This is a genomic window from Escherichia sp. F1, assembly GCF_046764225.1.
Lineage (GTDB): Bacteria > Pseudomonadota > Gammaproteobacteria > Enterobacterales > Enterobacteriaceae > Escherichia > Escherichia coli.
In genome coordinates, this window is sequence record NZ_CP177202.1 from 1,048,218 (window position 1) to 1,070,900 (window position 22,683).

The window sequence follows — 22,683 nt, forward strand, 5'->3', positions numbered from 1 at the left end:
GCAACAAGGAGAAGGATGATGGCTAACAGAATGATTCTGAACGAAACGGCATGGTTTGGTCGGGGGGCTGTTGGAGCTTTAACCGATGAGGTGAAACGCCGTGGTTATCAGAAGGCGCTGATCGTCACCGATAAAACGCTGGTGCAATGCGGCGTGGTGGCAAAAGTGACCGATAAGATGGATGCTGCAGGGCTGGCATGGGCGATTTACGACGGCGTAGTGCCCAACCCAACAATTACTGTCGTCAAAGAAGGGCTCGGTGTATTCCAGAATAGCGGCGCGGATTACCTGATCGCTATTGGTGGTGGTTCTCCACAGGATACTTGTAAAGCGATTGGCATTATCAGCAACAACCCGGAGTTTGCCGATGTGCGTAGCCTGGAAGGACTTTCCCCGACCAATAAACCTAGTGTACCGATTCTGGCAATCCCCACCACAGCAGGCACTGCGGCAGAAGTGACCATTAACTACGTGATCACTGACGAAGAAAAACGGCGCAAGTTTGTTTGCGTTGATCCGCATGATATCCCGCAGGTGGCGTTTATTGACGCTGACATGATGGATGGTATGCCTCCAGCGCTGAAAGCCGCGACGGGTGTCGATGCGCTCACTCATGCTATTGAGGGGTATATTACCCGTGGCGCGTGGGCGCTAACCGATGCGCTGCACATTAAAGCGATTGAAATCATTGCTGGGGCGCTGCGAGGATCGGTTGCTGGTGATAAGGATGCCGGAGAAGAAATGGCGCTCGGGCAGTATGTTGCGGGTATGGGATTCTCGAATGTTGGGTTAGGGTTGGTGCATGGTATGGCGCATCCACTGGGCGCGTTTTACAACACGCCACACGGTGTTGCGAACGCCATCCTGTTACCGCATGTCATGCGCTATAACGCTGACTTTACCGGTGAGAAGTACCGCGATATCGCGCGCGTTATGGGCGTGAAAGTGGAAGGTATGAGCCTGGAAGAGGCGCGTAATGCCGCTGTTGAAGCGGTGTTTGCTCTCAACCGTGATGTCGGTATTCCGCCACATTTGCGTGATGTTGGGGTACGCAAGGAAGACATTCCGGCACTGGCGCAGGCGGCACTGGATGATGTTTGTACCGGTGGCAACCCGCGTGAAGCAACGCTTGAGGATATTGTAGAGCTTTACCATACCGCCTGGTAAATGCGCTGATGTGATAATGCCGGATGCGACGCTAGCCGCGTCTTATCCGGCATATAAGTGCATTAAATTCAATGTGCTGATAATCGTTTGCATCCGGCACGTCGTTACCGTACCAACCGCAATTGCTGTAAATTGCCGTCGATATGCAAATCGGTTTGTAAGCGGGCAATATCGCGGCACAGAAACGCCATCTCTTTATGGGTTTCTAATTTTTTGCGCCACTTTTCGGCAACCGCATCCAGATTCTCATATATCCCTTCCAGACTCTGAAACTCGACCAGCAGCTGCGTGGCGCTTTTTGGTCCGATTCCCGCAACACCCGGTACCTTTGAACTGCTTATTCCGGCAAGTCCCCAGTAATCGGGCAACTGCTGCGGTTGAACGCCAAATTCTTTATCGATAAATGGCGCATCCAGCCAACGTTTCTGGAAGTAATCACGAATACGTAATGTCGGTGAAAGTAACTGACAGTAGCCTTTATCTGTCGAAACAATCGTTGCCTGATGCCCGGCCTGTGTCACTTTGACCGCCAGCGTGGCGGCTAAGTCATCGGCTTCGTTACCGCTGGCTGACCAGCACGGGACGCCGCGTTGCTCAAAGGCGGTGCGTAGTGCAGGCATCTCGTCGTGCAACTCTTCCGGCATTGGCGGTCGACCCGCTTTGTAATCTGGTAAACGCTGATGACGCCAGCCGCTATTGCGGTTTTCATCATCAAAAACGGCGACCGCGTGGGTTGGTTGGCTGTGCATAATGAGCTGATCGAGCGCGTGCTGGCAGGTTTCGACACAGGGCGAACCCTGAACGGCATGAATGCGACGAATAAGATTCAGTGCATCGACAATAAGCAAATGAACAGCCACGATAACCCCCTTAAAGATCAGGCGATAAGGGTAACATTCGATGCCGGAACAGGCTATGGCTGGTTGAGAAAACGGGAAGAGGCCTCGCAAAACGAGGCCTCCGGGAGAGATTAATCGCAGGCAACGATCTTCATTGCCAGGCCACCGCGAGAGGTTTCGCGGTACTTGGCGTTCATATCTTTACCTGTTTCGTACATGGTCTCGATAACTTTATCGAGGCAGACGCGCGGCTCGCTGGTACGGCGCAGCGCCATACGCGCGGCGTTCACCGCTTTTACTGCCGCAATGGCGTTACGCTCGATGCACGGTACCTGCACCTGTCCAGCAACCGGGTCACACGTCAGACCGAGGTTATGCTCCATGGCGATTTCCGCCGCGATGCACACCTGCGCCGGGCTTGCGCCTAATAGTTCTGCCAGACCAGCAGCCGCCATTGAGCACGCCACACCCACTTCACCCTGGCAACCCACTTCAGCACCAGAAATTGAGGCGTTCATCTTATAAAGAGAACCAATGGCGCTGGCTACCAGCAGGTAACGAGCCAGTGAGTTAGCGTTCACTTCGCGGATAAACTTATCGTAGTACGCCAGCACAGCCGGGATAATCCCGCACGCACCGTTAGTCGGCGCAGTCACCACGCGACCGCCAGCAGCGTTCTCTTCATTCACTGCCAGTGCAAACATGTTGATCCAGTCAACAACCGCCATCGGGTCAGTGGTGGTTTTATCCTGGCTGACCAGCATCCGGCGTAGTGCCGCAGCACGGCGTGGAACGCGCAGTTTGCCAGGCAACACGCCTTCGGTGGAAATACCGCGCTCAATACCGCCACGCATGACTTCCCAGACGTTCGCCAGGTGCTGTTCCAGCTCTTCTTTGCTGTGCAGCGCCAGCTCGTTTTTCATCATCAGGCCAGAGAGTGACAGCCCGGTTTCCTGACAATGTTTTTGCAGATCGGCTGCTGAACTGTACGGATAAGGAACTTCAACCGGTGCGCTATCCTGCTGACCAAAATGTTCTTCATCAACAATAAAGCCACCGCCGATAGAGTAATAAGTCTGGCTGTAAACGACTTTATCGCCCGCCAGTGCGGTAATGCGCATACCGTTTTCATGCAGAGAAAGGTTGTCGGCATGGAAGTTCATGCACTGATCAACCGGGAACTCCACTTCATGCTGACCGTTTGCCAGCATCAGGCGACCATGAGTATTCACATCCTGAATAAAACCAGGGATGGAATCGATATCCACGGTATCCGGCAGGTTACCCGCCAGACCCATAATAATGGCGATATCAGTGTGGTGGCCTTTACCGGTCAGAGAGAGCGAGCCGTACACGTCAACCACCACGCGGGTCACGTCTTTAAGCAGGTTACGGGCAATCAGATCGTCGGTAAATTGTTTACCCGCTTTCATTGGTCCAACGGTATGAGAACTGGAAGGGCCAATGCCGATTTTGAAAATATCGAATACGCTAATCATAGGAAATACATCGCGTTAAAACGGAGGAAGCGCCGCCCGAAAGCGGCGCGAAAGGACTTAGCTGAACAGAGAGTAGAAGATTGCGGAGATTGCAATCAGACCCATCACGACAACGAATACGTTGCTGATGTGACCGCTGTACTTACGCATTGCCGGTACTTTCTGAATTGCGTACATCGGCATCAGGAACAGGATCATCGCGATGATTGGGCCGCCCAGGGTTTCAATCATACCCAGGATGCTCGGGTTCAGGGTGGCAACAATCCAGGTCGTTACCAGCATGAACAGCGCAGTGATACGGTTCAGCTTGTTGATTTCGATAGACTTACCTTTACCACGCAGAGATTTAATCACCATACCGTTGAAGCCTTCACGTGCGCCCAGGTAGTGGCCGAGGAAGGATTTGGTGATAGCGATAATCGCGATAATCGGTGCCATCCATGCGATAACCGGTGCGTTAAAGTGGTTAGCCAGGTAAGACAGAATCGAGATGTTCTGCTCTTTAGCCGCAGCCAGGTCTGCCGGAGTCAGGCTCAGTACACAGCTGAATACGAAGAACATTACGGTCAGCACCATCATGATGTGTGCGAATGCCAGGATCTTCGAGCATTTCTGTTCTGCCATATCGCCGTACTCTTCACGCTTCGCAACGGCGAAAGAAGAGATGATCGGAGAGTGGTTGAACGAGAACACCATTACCGGAATTGCCAGCCACAGGGTCATCCACAGACCGTTTCCGGTTGCAGATGCAGTGTCCAGAGACAGCGTTTCCAGTGCTGCGCCGTTCCACTGCGGGATCAGGTACAGAGCCAGCAGCATCAGTACGCCAACAAACGGGAATACCAGAATACTCATCGCTTTAACGATCATCTGCTCACCGAAGCGAACGATGGTCATCATACCCACGATCAGGATCAGCGACAGAATCGCACGCGGCGGTGGTGTCATACCCAGCTGGTGAGACATGAAGCTTTCAACTGTATTGGTGATTGCCACGCTATAAACCAGCAGGATCGGGTAGATAGCGAAGAAGTAGAGCAGGGTAATCAGTTTACCTGCGCCAATACCAAAGTGTTCTTCTACAACCTCGGTGATGTCTTCGCCTGGGTTTTTACCAGACAGTACGAAGCGAGTCAGACCGCGGTGAGCAAAAAATGTCATCGGGAACGCAAGGATAGCCATGATGATCAGCGGGATCATACCGCCAACACCGGCGTTGATTGGCAGGAACAGCACGCCCGCGCCGATTGCCGTGCCGTAAAGGCCCAGCATCCACATGGTGTCTGTCTTGCGCCAGGCACTACGAGAGTCTTTCGACGCAATCGTGCTGGTTTGAGTCGTTTCCATCTATTTCTCCTGGAGGAATGCAAATAATTCAGCTTTTAGCCAGTTCAGCCCGGGAAGGTGCCTGACCGTAAAAATGAAATCTGTCTATCGGCGATGGCTTAATCATTTACCGCCGTAATAATTTGAGGGCGGAAAGATACACACAAGTTATGTATCTATCAGTGATCTTGATCCCAAATACAATAATCTACTTGGAAGATAGATTATCCCAACGCTTTACTCTGTAAATCAAAAGTAAAAGAGAATTTAAGGGCAATATTTGCCCATTAAACGACATCTGACTTCTTCCGGGGCGCGCAATATATGTAGGTTGAACTGAAAAAATCAATACTTTTAGTTAATCATGGCGATAATTTCTTTTTCATAGCGATAAAATGTGGTTTATGAAAATAGGGAAACGTTTGCGTTACAACATAAATTGTATGACATATTAACTGTAATGATATTTGTTGCGTGAGGGTGGTAAGAAACATTCATATAACAAATGAAATGAGTTGATGAGTAAGTGACCAAAAACGAGAAAACCCGGCAACAAACGTCACCGGGGGAGGGGAGATTACGTGCAGATTTCGTAGCAAGGGATGTAGGCTGAGCCTGGCAACTTCATACGATGCTGGGCAACAAAACCCTGTAGCAGGTCATCCATACGACGCATAATCTCTTTATCGCCGTTGATTTTATAAGGACCAAACTCTTCAATGGCGCGAATACCGACTTCTTTTACGTTACCCGCCACAATACCGGAGAACGCACGGCGCAGGTCGGCAGCCAGCACTTCAACGGGTTGATCCGGGTAAAGCTTCAGATTAGCCATATTCTCGTGAGACGGCTCAAACGGCATTTGCAAATCTGGCGCAATGCGCATTGACCAGTTAAAGCTGTAGGCATCGCCTGTGTCGCGGCGATTTTCTTTCACCAGCGGCATCGATTTTTTCATCTGACGAGCGACTTCAGCGGCGTCATCAATGATGATGCGGTAATGGCGGCGCGCGTTTTCACCCAGCGTATGCACGACAAACTCGTCCAGTACGCGGAAGTAGTCGGCGCTCTCTTTCGGGCCGGTGAGGATCAATGGTAAAACCTGATCTTTGTTGGCCGGGTTCATTAAAATTCCCAGCAAATACAGCAACTCTTCTGCCGTACCCACACCGCCAGGGAAGATAATGATACCGTGAGCGATACGGACAAACGCTTCCAGACGTTTTTCGATATCCGGCATGATGATCAATTCGTTGACCAGCGGGTTAGGCGGTTCAGCGGCGATAATCGACGGCTCTGTCATACCAATAAAACGACTGTCTTTGTAACGCTGCTGTGCGTGTCCGACCGCAGCGCCTTTCATCGGCGCTTCCATCGCTCCCGGACCACAGCCGGTGCAGATATTCAGCTCACGCAGGCCCAGCTGATTCCCGACGCGACGGGCATACAAATACTCGTTTTCGTTAATTGAGTGCCCGCCCCAGCAGACCACCATATTTGGCGCTTCACCAACATGCAGCGCGCGAGCGTTACGCAAGATGGAAAAGACCAGGTTAGTGATGTGGACGGAGTTGTCGAGATTCAGGTTGGGAAAACGAACGGTGTTATGGATTTGCCCGTAAACGAAGAGAATGTCGCGCAGAACCGCGAACAAGTTGGCCTGCAAAGCGCGAATAATTCGCCCATCGACAAAAGCCTCTTCCGGGGGATTAATCAGTTCCAGCTTTACGCCGCGTTCACGGCGCAGGACGTTAATATCGAAATTTTCAAAACGAGACAGCAATTCTTTGCTGTTATCGGTCAAACTACCGGAGTTCAGTACGGCAAGTGAACAGTTGCGAAACAGTTGATAGAGGTCGCTGCTGGCGGTGCGTTTAAGCATATCCACTTCCAGCTGCGACAACATATCCATGGAGCCAAGCGGGCTAATATGTGTAATCAAGAAAAACTCCTTATGGGACGAATATCGTCATTCCCTTTGATTACAATAGCCCTGCCTGATGACCTTTCACAACCTTCTGCGTGAATCCAGCACGCAAAATTGAGAAAAAATTTATTGCCGAACCAGTCTTGTGGTCGATGGGACAAAATCGCTATTACTGCGCCACGGGTTAATGTCCAGACCGCCACGACGGGTATAACGTGCGTAAACGCTCAATTTCTCTGGCTGGCAGAAGCGTAACAGGTCATTAAAGATGCGTTCCACGCACTGTTCGTGGAACTCGTTGTGATGACGGAAAGAAACCAGGTAACGCAGCAGTTTTTCTCTGTCAATTTGGCGTCCACGATACTGAATTTGGATCGATCCCCAATCTGGTTGATGGGTGATCAGGCAATTTGATTTCAGCAGGTGGCTGACGAGCGTCTCTTCTACTACTTTTTCGCCACTGGTGGCATTCTCCAGATAGTCAGTAGTGAATTCATAGTTATCGATAGTGATATCCTGGTCATCAATGCAAGTGCCATTGAAATGACCTATCGGTTGGCCTTCCAGTTCATCAAGACGATATAACGCCACGCTAACCTTACCCTGAGCGCAAGTGCTTAAGTCGCGCTCCAGCGTCTGGCGCACCTCATCCCAGTTATTAAAACGCGTCTGGTTAAAACTGTTGAGATAGAGCTTAAAACTCTTCGACTCAATCAGATTTGCGCTGGTGTAATCAAGTTCAACATGACCGACGGCGACCTGCGGCAAACCTTTCGCATTCAGCCAGGAAAGTTCATATAGCGTCCAGATATCCGTACCGTGAAAAGGCAGGTTATCCGCTTTCAGACCCAGCGGATCGCGATTCAGACTACGCGGAACGCCTTGCAGTAGGCTGGCGTCATAGGTATCCCGGTAATCGGTTGATTTTCCAAGAGTCAGGCCCGCAAGTGCCTGATGGTTTGCATAAGAAGACATGTTTCACCGTCATAAACCAGATAAACTAAACGACAAGTGTATCTGGTTTAAGTGAAGAGAGAAATTAGTGGACGATTTGACCGCACAAGCCCTGAAAGATTTTACTGCACGCTACTGCGATGCGTGGCATGAAGAGCATAAAAGCTGGCCGTTGAGTGAGGAACTGTACGGCGTTCCTTCACCGTGCATTATTTCAACCACCGAAGACGCCGTATACTGGCAACCCCAGCCGTTTACCGGGGAACAAAATGTAAACGCGGTTGAACGCGCTTTTGATATTGTGATACAACCCACAATTCATACCTTTTATACGACTCAGTTTGCCGGGGATATGCACGCGCAGTTTGGCGATATTAAACTGACATTGCTGCAAACCTGGAGTGAAGACGACTTCCGTCGGGTGCAGGAAAATCTGATTGGTCATCTGGTGACTCAGAAAAGGCTAAAACTGCCGCCCACGCTATTTATCGCGACGCTGGAAGAAGAGTTAGAGGTGATCTCGGTGTGTAATCTCTCCGGTGAAGTGTGCAAAGAGACGCTGGGAACACGTAAACGGACGCATTTAGCCTCAAATCTTGCGGAATTCCTTAATCAACTTAAGCCTCTTCTGTAATCCAAATACCCCATCTGGTTGTGAGAGATCTCTTACAGACTCTGTAGGAGATCGCCAGGAAATAAGCGAATACTTAAAAAGATAAGAATCGTTATTTTCATTTAAAATCAATATATTGCTTGTCAATTCTTAACTTTCATATGAAATTTTCCTTAAGGCATTGTCTGTAAGCGCCTTGTAAGACTTCGCGAAAAAGACGATTCTATCTTCGTCGACAGGGAGTCAGACAACGAAGTGAACATCAGGATGATGACACTTCTGAAGGACACACCAGGATGGTGTTTCAGGGAAAGGCTTCTGGATGAAGCGAAGAGGATGACGCAGGACGCGTTAAAGGACACCTCCAGGATGGAGAATGAGAACCGGTCAGGATGATTCGGTGGGTCAGGAAGGCCAGGGACACTTCAGGATGAAGTATCACATCGGGGTGGTGTGAGCAGGAAGCAATAGTTCAGGATGAACGATTGGCCGCAAGGCCAGAGGAAAAGTTGTCAAGGATGAGCAGGGAGCAACAAAAGTAGCTGGAATGCTGCGAAACGAACCGGGAGCACTGTGAATACAGTGCTCCCTTTTTTTATTCCTGCTATCCTTCGCGGCAGTTTTTCTTATTGAGGTTGCTTTATGACCACTCATGACCGCGTTCGTCTCCAGTTGCAGGCGCTTGAAGCGTTACTGCGTGAACATCAGCACTGGCGAAACGATGAACCCCAGCCGCATCAATTTAACAGTACCCAACCGTTCTTTATGGACACCATGGAACCACTGGAGTGGTTGCAGTGGGTGCTGATCCCGCGAATGCACGATTTGTTAGAAAACAACCAGCCGTTACCGGGCGCTTTTGCCGTTGCTCCCTATTATGAAATGGCGCTGGCGACGGACCACCCGCAACGCGCGCTTATTCTGGCTGAGCTGGAAAAACTGGATGCTCTTTTTGCGGATGATGCGAGCTAATGCTGGAAATACTCTATCAGGATGAATGGCTGGTTGCGGTAAATAAACCCTCCGGCTGGCTGGTTCACCGCAGCTGGCTGGATCGCGACGAGAAAGTAGTGGTCATGCAAACCGTGCGTGACCAGATAGGCCAGCATGTGTTTACTGCTCATCGTCTGGACCGACCAACTTCTGGTGTGTTGTTGATGGGATTATCCAGCGAGGCCGGACGGCTGCTGGCACAACAGTTTGAACAGCACCAAATCCAGAAACGTTACCATGCGATTGTGCGCGGCTGGTTGATGGAAGAAGCAGTTCTGGATTATCCACTGGTGGAAGAACTGGACAAAATCGCTGATAAATTTGCCCGCGAAGATAAAGGCCCGCAGCCAGCAGTGACGCATTATCGCGGTCTGGCGACCGTAGAAATGCCGGTAGCGACCGGACGTTACCCGACCACGCGCTACGGCCTGGTGGAACTGGAGCCGAAAACCGGACGCAAGCACCAGCTCCGTCGCCATCTTGCCCATTTGCGCCACCCGATTATTGGCGACAGCAAACATGGTGATTTACGCCAGAATCGCAGCGGTGCTGAACATTTTGGCCTTCAGCGGTTAATGCTGCATGCCAGTCAGTTGTCATTGACGCATCCTTTTACTGGCGAGCCGCTGACTATTCACGCGGGCCTGGACGACACCTGGATGCAGGCGTTATCACAATTTGGCTGGCGGGGTCTGCTTCCTGAAAATGAAAGGGTTGAGTTCAGTGCGCCATCGGGTCAGGATGGAGAGATAAGTTCCTAATCCAGGGAGAAAACGGTATGGCGGAAATTGGTATTTTTGTGGGCACTATGTACGGAAATTCGCTGTTAGTGGCGGAAGAAGCGGAAGCGATTCTGACCGCGCAGGGCCACAAAGCAACGGTATTTGAAGATCCTGAATTAAGCGACTGGCTGCCCTATCAGGATAAGTATGTTCTGGTGGTTACGTCCACGACCGGGCAGGGCGACCTTCCTGATAGCATTGTGCCGCTCTTTCAGGGAATCAAAGATAGTCTGGGCTTCCAGCCGAATCTGCGTTATGGCGTGATTGCGCTCGGCGACAGTAGTTATGTGAATTTCTGCAATGGCGGCAAACAGTTCGATGCATTGTTGCAGGAACAGAGCGCTCAGCGGGTTGGCGAAATGCTGTTGATTGACGCCAGTGAGAACCCGGAACCGGAAACGGAATCAAATCCGTGGGTCGAACATTGGGGCACGCTGTTGTCCTGATACGTTCAGCGAGCGGTAAATGCCGTTTTAGCGGTGCTGAATCGAATCTTTTCAGGCAAATGCCAGTAAAAACTGCTTCATAGCGCGGATTTTTACTGGCGTTTGCCTGGAGTCAAGCGATCCATTTCATACTCTTCTTTATTTCTTCATTTTAACCCTTCCTTTCTTGTTTTTGTTTTCATTTCCGTGAAGTGGATTCCACCGTCCAGGGCTAATGCCAAAATCGGGCCTCATTGAACGCATTAATGTTGTGTTGTTGCACGGTGAGCCGCTATGGCGCGCTTTTTATACTGCTATTGCCAGATATAAACACGCGCCGTATTCGGCGAACGACCTATAAAAACGGCAAAAAACACCCTACGTCACCTCTGATTTCCTGGCGATGTCGCAGTCCAGAGTGAGCGTGGCTAACGCGAATTTTCAGGAGTGCAACAATGAGTTCTTTAAGTCAGGCTGCGAGCAGTGTGGAAAAACGCACGAATGCTCGTTACTGGATAGTGGTGATGTTGTTTATCGTCACATCCTTCAACTACGGCGACCGCGCTACGCTCTCTATCGCCGGTTCGGAAATGGCCAAAGATATCGGCCTTGATCCTGTGGGAATGGGCTATGTGTTCTCTGCTTTCTCATGGGCTTATGTTATCGGGCAGATCCCTGGTGGCTGGTTGCTGGACCGTTTTGGTTCAAAACGCGTCTACTTCTGGTCGATCTTTATCTGGTCGATGTTTACCTTGCTGCAAGGCTTCGTCGATATCTTTAGTGGATTCGGCATTATCGTTGCCCTGTTTACTCTGCGCTTCCTGGTCGGGCTTGCTGAAGCGCCATCTTTCCCCGGCAACAGTCGCATTGTTGCGGCCTGGTTTCCGGCGCAGGAAAGGGGAACGGCGGTGTCGATTTTTAACTCCGCTCAATACTTCGCAACGGTGATCTTCGCGCCGATTATGGGCTGGCTGACGCATGAAGTGGGCTGGTCACACGTCTTCTTCTTTATGGGCGGTCTGGGGATTGTCATCAGCTTTATCTGGTTGAAAGTCATCCACGAGCCAAATCAACATCCGGGGGTAAATCAGAAAGAGCTGGAGTACATCGCCGCGGGTGGCGCGCTGATCAATATGGATCAGCAAAACACCAAAGTTAAAGTGCCGTTCAGCGTGAAGTGGGGGCAGATCAAACAACTGCTCGGGTCACGGATGATGATCGGCGTTTATATCGGTCAGTACTGTATCAACGCCCTGACTTACTTCTTTATTACCTGGTTCCCGGTTTATCTGGTGCAGGCGCGTGGGATGTCGATTCTGAAAGCGGGCTTTGTGGCTTCCGTTCCGGCGGTTTGCGGTTTTATCGGCGGTGTGCTGGGTGGGATTATTTCCGACTGGCTGATGCGCCGCACGGGATCGCTGAACATTGCGCGTAAAACACCGATCGTAATGGGCATGTTGCTGTCGATGGTGATGGTGTTCTGCAACTACGTCAACGTTGAGTGGATGATCATCGGCTTTATGGCGCTGGCCTTCTTCGGTAAGGGCATCGGGGCGCTGGGTTGGGCAGTAATGGCAGATACCGCGCCAAAAGAGATCAGCGGTCTTTCCGGTGGCCTGTTCAACATGTTCGGTAACATTTCTGGCATCGTCACGCCAATCGCAATTGGTTATATCGTTGGCACGACTGGCTCGTTTAATGGGGCGCTGATTTATGTTGGTGTTCATGCCTTAATCGCGGTACTGAGCTACCTGGTGCTGGTGGGCGATATCAAACGTATCGAGCTGAAACCTGTTGCGGGGCAATAAGATGGCGACACAATCCAGTCCTGTTATTACTGATATGAAAGTCATTCCGGTGGCCGGGCATGACAGCATGTTGCTTAATATTGGTGGTGCACATAACGCATATTTCACCCGCAATATTGTGGTACTCACCGATAACGCCGGGCATACCGGTATTGGTGAAGCGCCGGGCGGAGAGGTGATTTATCAGACACTGGTCGATGCTATTCCGATGGTGCTGGGCCAGGAGATCGCACGACTGAATAAAGTGGTTCAGCAGGTGCATAAAGGTAATCAGGCAGCCGATTTTGATACCTTCGGCAAAGGTGCCTGGACTTTTGAATTGCGCGTTAATGCCGTGGCGGCGCTGGAAGCCGCCTTGCTTGACCTGCTAGGTAAGGCGCTGAATGTTCCGGTCTGCGAACTGTTGGGGCCAGGCAAGCAACGCGAGGCTATTACCGTCCTCGGTTATCTGTTTTATATCGGTGATCGGACCAAAACCGATCTTCCTTATCTGGAAAATACGCCGGGCAACCATGAGTGGTATCAGTTGCGCCATCAGAAAGCGATGAACAGCGAAGCCGTTGTGCGTCTGGCGGAAGCCTCACAGGATCGCTACGGCTTTAAAGATTTCAAACTTAAGGGCGGCGTGTTACCTGGCGAGCAAGAAATCGACACTGTTCGTGCATTGAAGAAACGCTTCCCGGATGCGCGGATTACCGTTGATCCCAACGGTGCATGGCTGCTTGATGAAGCTATTTCTCTGTGCAAAGGGCTGAATGATGTTCTTACCTATGCCGAAGATCCATGTGGCGCTGAACAGGGTTTCTCCGGACGTGAAGTGATGGCGGAATTTCGACGGGCGACCGGCTTGCCTGTCGCGACTAACATGATCGCCACCAACTGGCGTGAAATGGGTCATGCGGTAATGCTCAATGCAGTAGATATTCCACTTGCCGATCCGCACTTCTGGACGCTTTCCGGTGCAGTCCGCGTGGCGCAACTTTGCGACGACTGGGGGCTGACCTGGGGCTGCCATTCCAATAACCACTTTGATATCTCTCTGGCGATGTTTACCCATGTGGGTGCGGCGGCACCGGGTAATCCTACCGCTATCGATACCCACTGGATTTGGCAGGAGGGAGATTGTCGCCTGACCAAAAATCCGCTGGAGATTAAAAACGGAAAAATTGCCGTTCCTGATGCGCCCGGTCTGGGCGTGGAACTGGACTGGGAGCAGGTACAAAAGGCGCATGAGGCCTATAAACGTCTGCCTGGGGGTGCGCGTAACGACGCGGGCCCGATGCAGTACCTGATCCCCGGCTGGACCTTTGACCGTAAACGTCCCGTTTTCGGCCGTCATTGATTTTGAAAAAGGACATAAAGATGAGTTCTCAATTTTCGACGCCTGTTGTTACTGAAATGCAGGTCATCCCGGTGGCGGGCCATGACAGTATGCTGATGAATCTGAGTGGTGCACACGCACCGTTCTTCACGCGTAATATTGTGATTATCAAAGATAATTCTGGTCACACCGGCGTAGGGGAAATTCCCGGCGGCGAGAAAATCCGTAAAACGCTGGAAGATGCGATTCCGCTAGTGGTGGGTAAAACGCTGGGTGAATACAAAAACGTTCTGACGCTGGTGCGTAATACATTTGCCGATCGTGATGCCGGCGGGCGCGGTTTGCAGACATTTGATTTGCGGACCACTATTCATGTGGTTACCGGGATAGAAGCGGCAATGCTGGATCTGCTGGGGCAGCATCTGGGGGTTAACGTGGCATCGCTGCTGGGCGATGGTCAACAGCGTAGCGAAGTCGAAATGCTCGGTTATCTGTTCTTCGTCGGTAATCGCAAAGCCACACCGCTGCCGTATCAAAGCCAGCCGGATGATAAATGTGACTGGTATCGCCTGCGTCACGAAGAAGCGATGACGCCGGATGCGGTGGTGCGCCTGGCGGAAGCGGCATATGAAAAATATGGCTTCAACGATTTCAAACTGAAGGGCGGTGTACTGGCCGGGGAAGAAGAAGCAGAATCTATTGTGGCACTGGCGCAACGCTTCCCACAGGCGCGTATTACCCTCGATCCTAACGGTGCCTGGTCGCTGAACGAAGCGATTAAAATTGGTAAATACCTGAAAGGTTCGCTGGCTTATGCAGAAGATCCGTGTGGTGCGGAGCAAGGTTTCTCCGGGCGTGAAGTGATGGCAGAGTTCCGTCGCGCGACTGGCCTGCCGACCGCAACCAATATGATCGCCACTGACTGGCGGCAGATGGGCCATACGCTCTCCCTGCAATCCGTTGATATCCCGCTGGCGGATCCGCATTTCTGGACGATGCAAGGTTCGGTACGTGTGGCGCAAATGTGCCATGAATTTGGCCTGACCTGGGGTTCACACTCTAACAACCACTTCGATATTTCCCTGGCGATGTTTACCCATGTAGCCGCTGCTGCACCGGGTAAAATTACTGCTATTGATACGCACTGGATCTGGCAGGAAGGCAATCAGCGTCTGACCAAAGAACCGTTTGAGATCAAAGGCGGGCTGGTACAGGTGCCGCAAAAACCAGGATTGGGCGTAGAAATCGATATGGATCAGGTGATGAAAGCCCACGAGCTGTATCAGAAACATGGGCTTGGTGCGCGTGACGATGCGATGGGAATGCAGTACCTGATTCCTGGCTGGACGTTTGATAACAAGCGCCCGTGCATGGTGCGTTAAAACAGAAAACCAAAACCGGCTCTGTCAGGAGCCGGGTTGAGTCTGATGCCAAACGCAAAATTGCCTGTTGCGCTACGTATCAGGCCTACATTATTTTTTTAATTCATTGAATTTAATTGGTGTTTATGCCGAATAAGGCGTTAACGCCGCATCCGGCATAAACACAGGCACTTTGTCACCAATCTGAAACCAGCGTCATAAAAAGCCGATTGCTACTCGGCAAGACGGTCCATTACCCTAGAATTTTGCTGGCTTCGCGCGCTACATTATCCATCTCGTCCAACAGTTCCAGCAGCTCCGGCTCCAAATCTTCTTCTTTAGTACCGCTACGTAGCTGTTGTTCGATCAGTTGGCAGAGATTCTTCATACGCGGCACACCGCTATAGCCGCAACTGCCATGCAGTTTATGAATCAAATCAACCAGGCCTTCCGGGTTTTCTCCAACCAGCTGTTCCTCAACTTTGTTGCGAACTTCAGGCAGGAAATCGAGTAACATTTGCAGCATATCGCGCGCTAAATCGGTTTTTCCTGCTGCCTGGCGTAGTGCCAGTTGCCAGTCGAGGGTCGCATTCGGGTTCACCACAATTTCGTTGACTTCGGGCGTCACGACGCGAGAGGAAATACCGCTGCCAGGCTTGTAGCGCAACAACAAATTATGCAATCGCTCTTCTTCAATCGGTTTCGCCAGATAATCGCTCATCCCTGCGCCAAGCAGCTTCTCTTTTTGCCCGGCCATTGCATGCGCCGTTACCGCGATAACTGGCGTTTGTTGCTGATGGGGGAGCTGGTGGATGAGTTCGCAGGCCCGAATGCCGTCCATGTCCGGCATTTGAATATCCATTAAGATCAAATCGAACGGCATCTGTTTCGCCCGTTCAACCGCCTGATGCCCGCTATCGCAAAGTTCCACATGTTGCACCATATCTTCCAGCAATGCGCCGATAAGTTTCAGGTTAGCGGGGTTGTCATCAACCGCCATGACTGTCATTGCCAGCTTACTTTCATCGGTTACAGGCAAAAGCGTGTTTTGTTTGTGATGACAAAATTCCGTCAGGGCAGGTAACAGGCGCGTAGGTGTTAATGGTTTCAGCAGACACGCGCCGATACCATCTTGCTTAAGTTTTTCAGCATTGACTTGTGCATGGCAAGGAAGTGCCAGCATGAGAAAATCGGTCATCGATACTGCTTTCGCTAATCGCTCATGTTGCATTGTTAGCGGCTCGCGGAAGGTCACCGCGATGCCTAACAACATCATGTCGTAATGCGCGGGAGGCAGCGCGGAGAACGTTGGGCTATAAACCACTTCCAGCGGCGTTTCACTTAAAATATCCAGCGTGCATTGCGCTGCTGCGGAGTTTGGTTCGACATAGGCCAGGCGCTTGCCGGCTAGGCACTGGGTGGATGGCCCTTCGATAATAATGTTCGGGTTCAGATCGAGATTAATGTGGAACCAGAAAGTTGAACCGCGATTCGGCTGGCTATGGAACGAAATATCGCCGCCCATTTCATTAACCAGTTTTTGTGTAATCACCAGCCCCAGCCCGGTACCACCATGACGGCGGGAAATACTGGCATCAGCCTGTCGGAAGGCCTGGAATAAGCGCGATTGATCGCGTTCAGGAATACCAATGCCGGTATCCCGAATCTGCACTTCAATCTGCACTTTGGTATTACTCAGCGCACGTTTTTCTACCAGAATATCAATGTTGCCATTCTCGGTGAATTTAATTGCATTCCCCACCAGGTTAGTGATGATTTGCTGTAATCGTAGAGGGTCGCCGATAACGTTATCAGGCACGTCGCTTTTAATATTGAGCGTCAGTTCCAGCCCTTTATCGTGAGAAGAATGTGCCAGCAGGGTAACGACTTCATCCAGCGTGCTGCGTAGTGGGAATGGAATACTTTCCAGAATCAGCTTACCTGCTTCCAGTTTCGAGAAGTCGAGAACATCATTAATAATTGCCAGCAAATTATTTGCCGAACGTTCAATCGTATTCAGGTGATCGCGCTGCGTTGGTGTTAATTCTGTTTTCAGCGTCAGGCGGGTAAAGCCAATAACACCATTCAGTGGTGTACGCAGCTCGTGTGACATATTTGCCAGAAACTCGGATTTAATACGCGCCGCTTCCTGGGCGCGCTTTTTCGCCAGATCCAACTCAACGTTCTGAATTTCCATCTGCTCCAGCGTTTCACGCAGATCGGACGTCGCCTGGTCGATATTGTGCTGCATCTCTTCGTGATAAGCAGCCAGCGACATTGCCATCGAGTTGATACCGTTTTTCAGCATATCCAGCTCGCCGAGCATAAATCCTTCCACCCGGCTGTCGAGTTGCCCGCGACGGATGCGGTCGACGGTATTCACCATATTGCGAATCGGACCGGTTACATCGCGCATTAAGCGCCAGCCAAAAATAAGCGCAATACCGATACAAAACAGCATCATCACGCTGGAAATAAAAATCTCTTTATATTGCTGCAAGCGAACCGATTTAAGATCCAGCTCAAGCGCAATATATCCCAACATATTTTGACTATTTTTGGCATCGCTACTGGGCGATTCGTCGGGGGAGTAACTCTCAGAAATAATCGGCGTGCGGAGGATCATAATATCGCCGTCACGGGTGACAGTGAGCTGGCGAGGAAACGGCACGTTGCTGCCGAGCTGCATTGATGAGGGATCAAGATGAAAATTGGAGGTGACAAAGAGTCGGTTATTTTCATCATAAACCGAAATCGCGCGAACAATATCGGAATGGCGACGATGCAGTACGCTTATTAACTGACCGATAGATTCGCGATTTTGCAGGCTCATGCCATATTCAGTAGAAACTGCAAGCGGCTCAATAATGCTGGCTCCGGCATCTTCCAGTTGACGCTGCAAGTCGTTATAGCGATGCACAACGAAAAAGATACTCAGCAATAAACCAATAAGGACGGTCGGTGCCAGGATCAGAATCATCATGCGTGCGCGCAGGCTGTAGTTGGTCATGGAGTTCCGTTATGGGACAATTAAGGTCACACTGTTAAATTGAGAAAGTCTCGCCAATGGCGCAATTCTACTCTGCAAAACGACGCACGACGACGCGTCAGATCATAACTGTTTCAGTCAACGACCTCGACTCTTTTGGTCAGGGCGTGGCACGACATAACGGCAAAGCGTTATTTATTCCTGGATTATTGCCACAGGAAAACGCGGAAGTTACTGTTACTGAAGATAAAAAACAATACGCCCGCGCTAAAGTCGTACGCCGGTTAAGCGATAGCCCGGAACGCGAAACGCCACGCTGCCCTCATTTTGGCGTATGCGGCGGCTGTCAGCAACAACACGCCAGCGAGGATTTACAGCAGCGAAGCAAAAGTGCGGCACTCGCCCGATTAATGAAACACGAGGTCTCTGAAGTGATCGCCGATGTTCCCTGGGGCTATCGCCGTCGCGCGCGTTTAAGTTTGAACTACTTACCGAAAACACAGCAACTTCAGATGGGGTTTCGCAAAGCGGGCTCCAGTGACATTGTCGACGTTAAACAATGCCCCATTTTAGTGCCCCAACTTGAAGCATTGCTGCCCAAAGTCAGGGCATGCCTGGGCAGCTTACAAGCTATACGCCATCTTGGTCATGTTGAACTGGTACAGGCAACCAGCGGCAAGCTGATGATTTTGCGCCATACCGCACCGCTAAGTTCGGCAGATCGCGAAAAACTGGAACGCTTTTCGCATTCTGAAGGCCTGGATCTGTATCTCGCCCCCGATAGTGAGATACTCGAAACCGTCTCTGGTGAGATGCCCTGGTATGACTCAAACGGCTTGCGCTTAACTTTTAGCCCGCGCGATTTTATTCAGGTCAATGCGGGTGTGAACCAAAAAATGGTAGCGCGTGCGTTGGAATGGCTGGATGTGCAACCTGAAGATCGCGTACTGGATCTGTTCTGCGGTATGGGCAACTTTACACTGCCATTGGCGACACAAGCTGCCAGTGTGGTCGGTGTAGAAGGTGTTCCGGCGCTGGTGGAAAAAGGCCAGCAGAATGCGCGTCTTAATGGCTTACAGAATGTGACGTTTTATCACGAAAATCTTGAAGAAGATGTCACAAAGCAGCCGTGGGCGAAAAACGGCTTCGATAAAGTGTTGCTGGACCCGGCGCGAGCAGGTGCCGCAGGTGTTATGCAGCAAATTATAAAACTGGAACCTATTCGTATAGTTTATGTATCCTGTAACCCTGCAACGCTGGCTCGGGATAGCGAAGCGTTATTAAAAGCAGGATATACCATTGCGCGACTGGCGATGCTGGATATGTTCCCACACACGGGACATCTGGAATCGATGGTACTTTTCTCGCGCGTTAAATAGTTGCGATTTGCCGATTTCGGCAGGTCTGGTCCCTAAAGGAGAGGACGATGGTTGCGGTAAGAAGTGCACATATCAATAAGGCTGGTGAATTTGATCCGGAAAAATGGATCGCAAGTCTGGGTATTACCAGCCAGAAGTCGTGTGAGTGCTTAGCCGAAACCTGGGCGTATTGTCTGCAACAGACGCAGGGGCATCCGGATGCCAGTCTGTTATTGTGGCGTGGTGTTGAGATGGTGGAGATCCTCTCGACATTAAGTATGGACATTGACACGCTGCGGGCGGCGCTGCTGTTCCCTCTGGCCGATGCCAACGTAGTCAGCGAAGATGTGCTGCGTGAGTGCGTCGGTAAGTCGGTCGTTAACCTTATTCACGGCGTGCGTGATATGGCGGCGATCCGCCAGCTGAAAGCGACGCATACCGATTCTGTTTCCTCCGAACAGGTCGATAACGTTCGCCGGATGTTATTGGCGATGGTCGATGATTTTCGCTGCGTGGTCATCAAACTGGCGGAGCGTATTGCTCATCTGCGCGAAGTAAAAGACGCGCCGGAAGATGAACGCGTACTGGCGGCAAAAGAGTGCACCAATATCTACGCGCCGTTGGCGAACCGTCTTGGGATTGGACAACTGAAATGGGAGCTGGAAGATTACTGCTTCCGTTATCTCCACCCGACCGAATACAAACGCATCGCAAAACTGCTGCATGAACGCCGTCTCGACCGCGAACACTATATCGAAGAGTTTGTCGGCCATCTGCGCGCTGAGATGAAAGCTGAAGGCGTTAAAGCTGAAGTGTATGGTCGTCCGAAACACATCTACAGCATCTGGCGCAAAATGCAGAAAAAGAACCTCGCCTTCGATGAGCTGTTTGATGTGCGTGCGGTACGTATTGTCGCCGAGCGTTTACAGGATTGTTATGCCGCACTGGGGATAGTGCACACTCACTATCGCCACCTGCCGGATGAGTTTGACGATTACGTCGCTAACCCGAAACCAAACGGTTATCAGTCTATTCATACCGTGGTTCTGGGACCAGGTGGCAAAACCGTTGAGATCCAAATCCGCACTAAACAGATGCATGAAGATGCAGAGTTGGGTGTTGCTGCGCACTGGAAATATAAAGAGGGCGCGGCAGCTGGCGGCGCACGTTCGGGACATGAAGACCGGATTGCCTGGCTGCGTAAACTGATTGCGTGGCAGGAAGAGATGGCTGATTCCGGCGAAATGCTCGACGAAGTACGCAGCCAGGTCTTTGACGACCGGGTGTACGTCTTTACGCCGAAAGGTGACGTCGTTGATTTGCCTGCGGGATCAACGCCGCTGGACTTCGCTTACCACATCCACAGTGATGTCGGGCACCGCTGCATCGGGGCAAAAATTGGCGGGCGCATTGTGCCGTTCACCTACCAGCTGCAGATGGGCGACCAGATTGAAATTATCACCCAGAAACAGCCGAACCCCAGCCGTGACTGGTTAAACCCAAACCTCGGTTACGTCACAACCAGCCGTGGGCGTTCGAAAATTCACGCCTGGTTCCGTAAACAGGACCGTGACAAAAACATTCTGGCTGGGCGGCAAATCCTTGACGACGAGCTGGAACATCTGGGGATCAGCCTGAAAGAAGCAGAAAAACATCTGCTGCCGCGTTACAACTTCAATGATGTCGACGAGTTGCTGGCGGCAATTGGTGGCGGGGATATCCGTCTCAATCAGATGGTGAACTTCCTGCAATCGCAATTTAATAAGCCGAGTGCCGAAGAGCAGGATGCCGCCGCGCTGAAGCAACTTCAGCAAAAAAGCTATACGCCGCAAAACCGCAGTAAAGATAACGGTCGTGTGGTGGTAGAAGGTGTCGGCAACCTGATGCACCACATCGCGCGCTGCTGTCAGCCGATTCCTGGTGATGAAATAGTTGGTTTCATTACTCAGGGACGCGGTATTTCAGTACACCGCGCCGATTGCGAACAACTGGCGGAACTGCGCTCCCATGCGCCAGAACGTATTGTTGATGCGGTATGGGGCGAGAGCTACTCCGCCGGATATTCGCTGGTGGTCCGCGTGGTGGCTAATGATCGTAGTGGGTTGTTACGTGATATCACGACCATTCTCGCCAATGAGAAAGTGAACGTGCTTGGCGTTGCCAGCCGTAGCGATACCAAACAGCAACTGGCGACCATCGACATGACCATTGAGATTTACAACCTGCAAGTGCTGGGCCGCGTGCTGGGTAAACTCAACCAGGTGCCGGATGTTATCGACGCGCGTCGGTTGCACGGGAGTTAGTCTTACATAGCTGGATATGGCGTCAGCCGTATCCAGCGATATCTTTTACTCGAAGGTATTACACCTGACAGACCCGCAATTTTCAGGACAATTCAATGAATCAAATCGACCGTTTGCTCACTATTATGCAGCGCCTGCGCGATCCGGAAAACGGCTGCCCGTGGGATAAAGAGCAGACATTTGCCACCATTGCGCCTTACACCCTTGAAGAAACCTACGAAGTGCTGGACGCCATTGCCCGTGAAGATTTTGACGATCTGCGCGGTGAACTCGGCGATCTGCTGTTCCAGGTGGTGTTTTACGCACAAATGGCCCAGGAAGAAGGGCGCTTTGACTTTAATGATATTTGCGCCGCGATCAGCGATAAATTAGAACGTCGCCATCCGCATGTTTTTGCTGACAGTTCTGCCGAAAACAGTAGTGAAGTGCTTGCCCGTTGGGAGCAAATCAAAACCGAAGAGCGCGCGCAGAAAGCGCAGCATTCGGCGCTGGACGATATTCCTCGTAGTTTACCGGCTTTAATGCGTGCGCAAAAAATCCAGAAACGTTGCGCCAACGTTGGTTTTGACTGGACGACGCTTGGCCCGGTAGTCGATAAAGTCTACGAAGAGATCGATGAGGTGATGTACGAAGCGCGGCAGGCTGTTGTCGACCAGGCTAAACTGGAGGAGGAAATGGGTGACCTGCTGTTTGCCACAGTCAATCTGGCTCGTCATTTAGGGACAAAAGCGGAAATCGCATTGCAAAAAGCGAACGAAAAATTCGAGCGTCGTTTTCGCGAAGTGGAGCGTATTGTTGCCGCGCGTGGACTGGAAATGACAGGTGTTGACCCCGAAACAATGGAAGAAGTCTGGCAACAGGTAAAACGGCAGGAAATTGATCTCTAAGGGAATTACGCGGTCAAGCGCCATTTGTGTCATTTTTTAAATGACAAGCGCTTGATTTGCGTCAAAAACATTTACCCCAAAGGGGCTATTTTCTCACTCCTGATTTCAATAGTGCGCTGGCGAAGAGGAGG

Annotated in this window: 17 protein-coding genes; 11 read left to right on the plus strand and 6 right to left on the minus strand. The window is 51.2% G+C overall.

The features are described 5' to 3' along the window. Window positions 1–18 precede the first annotated feature (18 nt). The gene (gene fucO / locus ACK8NJ_RS05005) at window positions 19–1,167 is read left to right on the plus strand and encodes a lactaldehyde reductase (RefSeq protein WP_000013588.1); all 1,149 of its coding nucleotides are present in this window, start codon (window positions 19–21) and stop codon (window positions 1,165–1,167) included. A gap of 104 nt (window positions 1,168–1,271) precedes the next feature. Here the strand turns inward: fucO and xni are convergent, their stop codons facing one another. The 5 genes from xni to queF all read right to left on the minus strand — a co-directional run bounded on the left by xni (window position 1,272) and on the right by queF (window position 7,733). Continuing rightward, complete coding sequence (gene xni / locus ACK8NJ_RS05010) at window positions 1,272–2,027, minus strand: flap endonuclease Xni (RefSeq protein ID WP_001314973.1); 756 nt, start codon at window positions 2,025–2,027, stop codon at window positions 1,272–1,274. Window positions 2,028–2,137: 110 nt separating this feature from the next. After that, window positions 2,138–3,505: an L-serine ammonia-lyase II gene (sdaB, locus tag ACK8NJ_RS05015; RefSeq protein ID WP_000626404.1), complete on the minus strand. Its 1,368-nt coding sequence runs from the start codon at window positions 3,503–3,505 to the stop codon at window positions 2,138–2,140. A gap of 57 nt (window positions 3,506–3,562) precedes the next feature. After that, the gene (sdaC, locus tag ACK8NJ_RS05020; protein WP_000450476.1) at window positions 3,563–4,852 is read right to left on the minus strand and encodes an HAAAP family serine/threonine permease SdaC; all 1,290 of its coding nucleotides are present in this window, start codon (window positions 4,850–4,852) and stop codon (window positions 3,563–3,565) included. A 556-nt stretch (window positions 4,853–5,408) separates the two neighbouring features. After that, window positions 5,409–6,773, minus strand: a complete 1,365-nt coding sequence (gene ppnN, locus ACK8NJ_RS05025; protein ID WP_000627995.1) for a nucleotide 5'-monophosphate nucleosidase PpnN — start codon at window positions 6,771–6,773, stop codon at window positions 5,409–5,411. Window positions 6,774–6,884: 111 nt separating this feature from the next. Then, window positions 6,885–7,733, minus strand: coding sequence for an NADPH-dependent 7-cyano-7-deazaguanine reductase QueF (queF, locus tag ACK8NJ_RS05030; RefSeq protein ID WP_000100411.1), 849 nt, complete (start codon window positions 7,731–7,733; stop codon window positions 6,885–6,887). A 67-nt stretch (window positions 7,734–7,800) separates the two neighbouring features. Here queF and syd point away from each other — a divergent pair, with 67 nt between their 5' ends. The 7 genes from syd to gudD all read left to right on the plus strand — a co-directional run bounded on the left by syd (window position 7,801) and on the right by gudD (window position 15,036). Further along, window positions 7,801–8,346, plus strand: a complete 546-nt coding sequence (syd, locus tag ACK8NJ_RS05035; RefSeq protein ID WP_000342431.1) for a SecY-interacting protein — start codon at window positions 7,801–7,803, stop codon at window positions 8,344–8,346. Between the two features lie 621 nt (window positions 8,347–8,967). Continuing rightward, window positions 8,968–9,297, plus strand: coding sequence for a YqcC family protein (locus ACK8NJ_RS05040; RefSeq protein ID WP_000206993.1), 330 nt, complete (start codon window positions 8,968–8,970; stop codon window positions 9,295–9,297). Next, on the plus strand, window positions 9,297–10,079 hold the full coding sequence (gene truC, locus ACK8NJ_RS05045; protein ID WP_000890001.1) for a tRNA pseudouridine(65) synthase TruC: 783 nt from the start codon (window positions 9,297–9,299) through the stop codon (window positions 10,077–10,079). Before ACK8NJ_RS05040 ends, truC begins: the two co-directional genes overlap by 1 nt. A gap of 17 nt (window positions 10,080–10,096) precedes the next feature. Then, entirely contained in the window at window positions 10,097–10,546 is a 450-nt protein-coding gene (locus ACK8NJ_RS05050) for a flavodoxin (protein WP_000807751.1), read from the plus strand. Window positions 10,547–10,980: 434 nt separating this feature from the next. Continuing rightward, a complete protein-coding gene (gene gudP / locus ACK8NJ_RS05055) occupies window positions 10,981–12,333 on the plus strand; it encodes a galactarate/glucarate/glycerate transporter GudP (RefSeq protein ID WP_000097082.1) in 1,353 nt (450 codons plus the stop codon). 1 nt (window position 12,334) lies between these two features. Then, complete coding sequence (locus ACK8NJ_RS05060) at window positions 12,335–13,675, plus strand: enolase C-terminal domain-like protein (RefSeq protein ID WP_000235394.1); 1,341 nt, start codon at window positions 12,335–12,337, stop codon at window positions 13,673–13,675. Window positions 13,676–13,695: 20 nt separating this feature from the next. Continuing rightward, window positions 13,696–15,036 carry a glucarate dehydratase gene (gene gudD / locus ACK8NJ_RS05065; protein ID WP_000098219.1) on the plus strand — a complete coding sequence of 447 codons (1,341 nt, stop codon included), beginning with the start codon at window positions 13,696–13,698 and terminating at the stop codon, window positions 15,034–15,036. A 232-nt stretch (window positions 15,037–15,268) separates the two neighbouring features. On the opposite strand, the gene barA is transcribed toward gudD, so the two are convergent. After that, complete coding sequence (gene barA, locus ACK8NJ_RS05070; protein ID WP_000186450.1) at window positions 15,269–18,025, minus strand: two-component sensor histidine kinase BarA; 2,757 nt, start codon at window positions 18,023–18,025, stop codon at window positions 15,269–15,271. A gap of 56 nt (window positions 18,026–18,081) precedes the next feature. Between barA and rlmD the strand changes: the two genes are divergently transcribed. The 3 genes from rlmD to mazG all read left to right on the plus strand — a co-directional run bounded on the left by rlmD (window position 18,082) and on the right by mazG (window position 22,552). Continuing rightward, complete coding sequence (gene rlmD / locus ACK8NJ_RS05075; RefSeq protein ID WP_000046779.1) at window positions 18,082–19,383, plus strand: 23S rRNA (uracil(1939)-C(5))-methyltransferase RlmD; 1,302 nt, start codon at window positions 18,082–18,084, stop codon at window positions 19,381–19,383. A 47-nt stretch (window positions 19,384–19,430) separates the two neighbouring features. Beyond that, a complete protein-coding gene (gene relA, locus ACK8NJ_RS05080; RefSeq protein WP_000226799.1) occupies window positions 19,431–21,665 on the plus strand; it encodes a GTP diphosphokinase in 2,235 nt (744 codons plus the stop codon). 95 nt (window positions 21,666–21,760) lie between these two features. Next, the gene (gene mazG / locus ACK8NJ_RS05085; protein WP_264121497.1) at window positions 21,761–22,552 is read left to right on the plus strand and encodes a nucleoside triphosphate pyrophosphohydrolase; all 792 of its coding nucleotides are present in this window, start codon (window positions 21,761–21,763) and stop codon (window positions 22,550–22,552) included. The last annotated feature ends 131 nt before the right edge of the window (window positions 22,553–22,683 follow it).

What these genes read in the sequence shown, in the direction of transcription:
- fucO (WP_000013588.1), top strand. Translation starts at nt 19, where the DNA reads ATGGCTAACAGAATGATTCTGAACGAAACGGCATGGTTTGGTCGGGGG.
- sdaB (WP_000626404.1), bottom strand. Translation starts at nt 3,505, where the DNA reads ATGATTAGCGTATTCGATATTTTCAAAATCGGCATTGGCCCTTCCAGT.
- sdaC (WP_000450476.1), bottom strand. Translation starts at nt 4,852, where the DNA reads ATGGAAACGACTCAAACCAGCACGATTGCGTCGAAAGACTCTCGTAGT.
- queF (WP_000100411.1), bottom strand. Translation starts at nt 7,733, where the DNA reads ATGTCTTCTTATGCAAACCATCAGGCACTTGCGGGCCTGACTCTTGGA.
- ACK8NJ_RS05040 (WP_000206993.1), top strand. Translation starts at nt 8,968, where the DNA reads ATGACCACTCATGACCGCGTTCGTCTCCAGTTGCAGGCGCTTGAAGCG.
- truC (WP_000890001.1), top strand. Translation starts at nt 9,297, where the DNA reads ATGCTGGAAATACTCTATCAGGATGAATGGCTGGTTGCGGTAAATAAA.
- ACK8NJ_RS05050 (WP_000807751.1), top strand. Translation starts at nt 10,097, where the DNA reads ATGGCGGAAATTGGTATTTTTGTGGGCACTATGTACGGAAATTCGCTG.
- gudP (WP_000097082.1), top strand. Translation starts at nt 10,981, where the DNA reads ATGAGTTCTTTAAGTCAGGCTGCGAGCAGTGTGGAAAAACGCACGAAT.
- ACK8NJ_RS05060 (WP_000235394.1), top strand. Translation starts at nt 12,335, where the DNA reads ATGGCGACACAATCCAGTCCTGTTATTACTGATATGAAAGTCATTCCG.
- gudD (WP_000098219.1), top strand. Translation starts at nt 13,696, where the DNA reads ATGAGTTCTCAATTTTCGACGCCTGTTGTTACTGAAATGCAGGTCATC.
- barA (WP_000186450.1), bottom strand. Translation starts at nt 18,025, where the DNA reads ATGACCAACTACAGCCTGCGCGCACGCATGATGATTCTGATCCTGGCA.
- rlmD (WP_000046779.1), top strand. Translation starts at nt 18,082, where the DNA reads ATGGCGCAATTCTACTCTGCAAAACGACGCACGACGACGCGTCAGATC.
- relA (WP_000226799.1), top strand. Translation starts at nt 19,431, where the DNA reads ATGGTTGCGGTAAGAAGTGCACATATCAATAAGGCTGGTGAATTTGAT.
- mazG (WP_264121497.1), top strand. Translation starts at nt 21,761, where the DNA reads ATGAATCAAATCGACCGTTTGCTCACTATTATGCAGCGCCTGCGCGAT.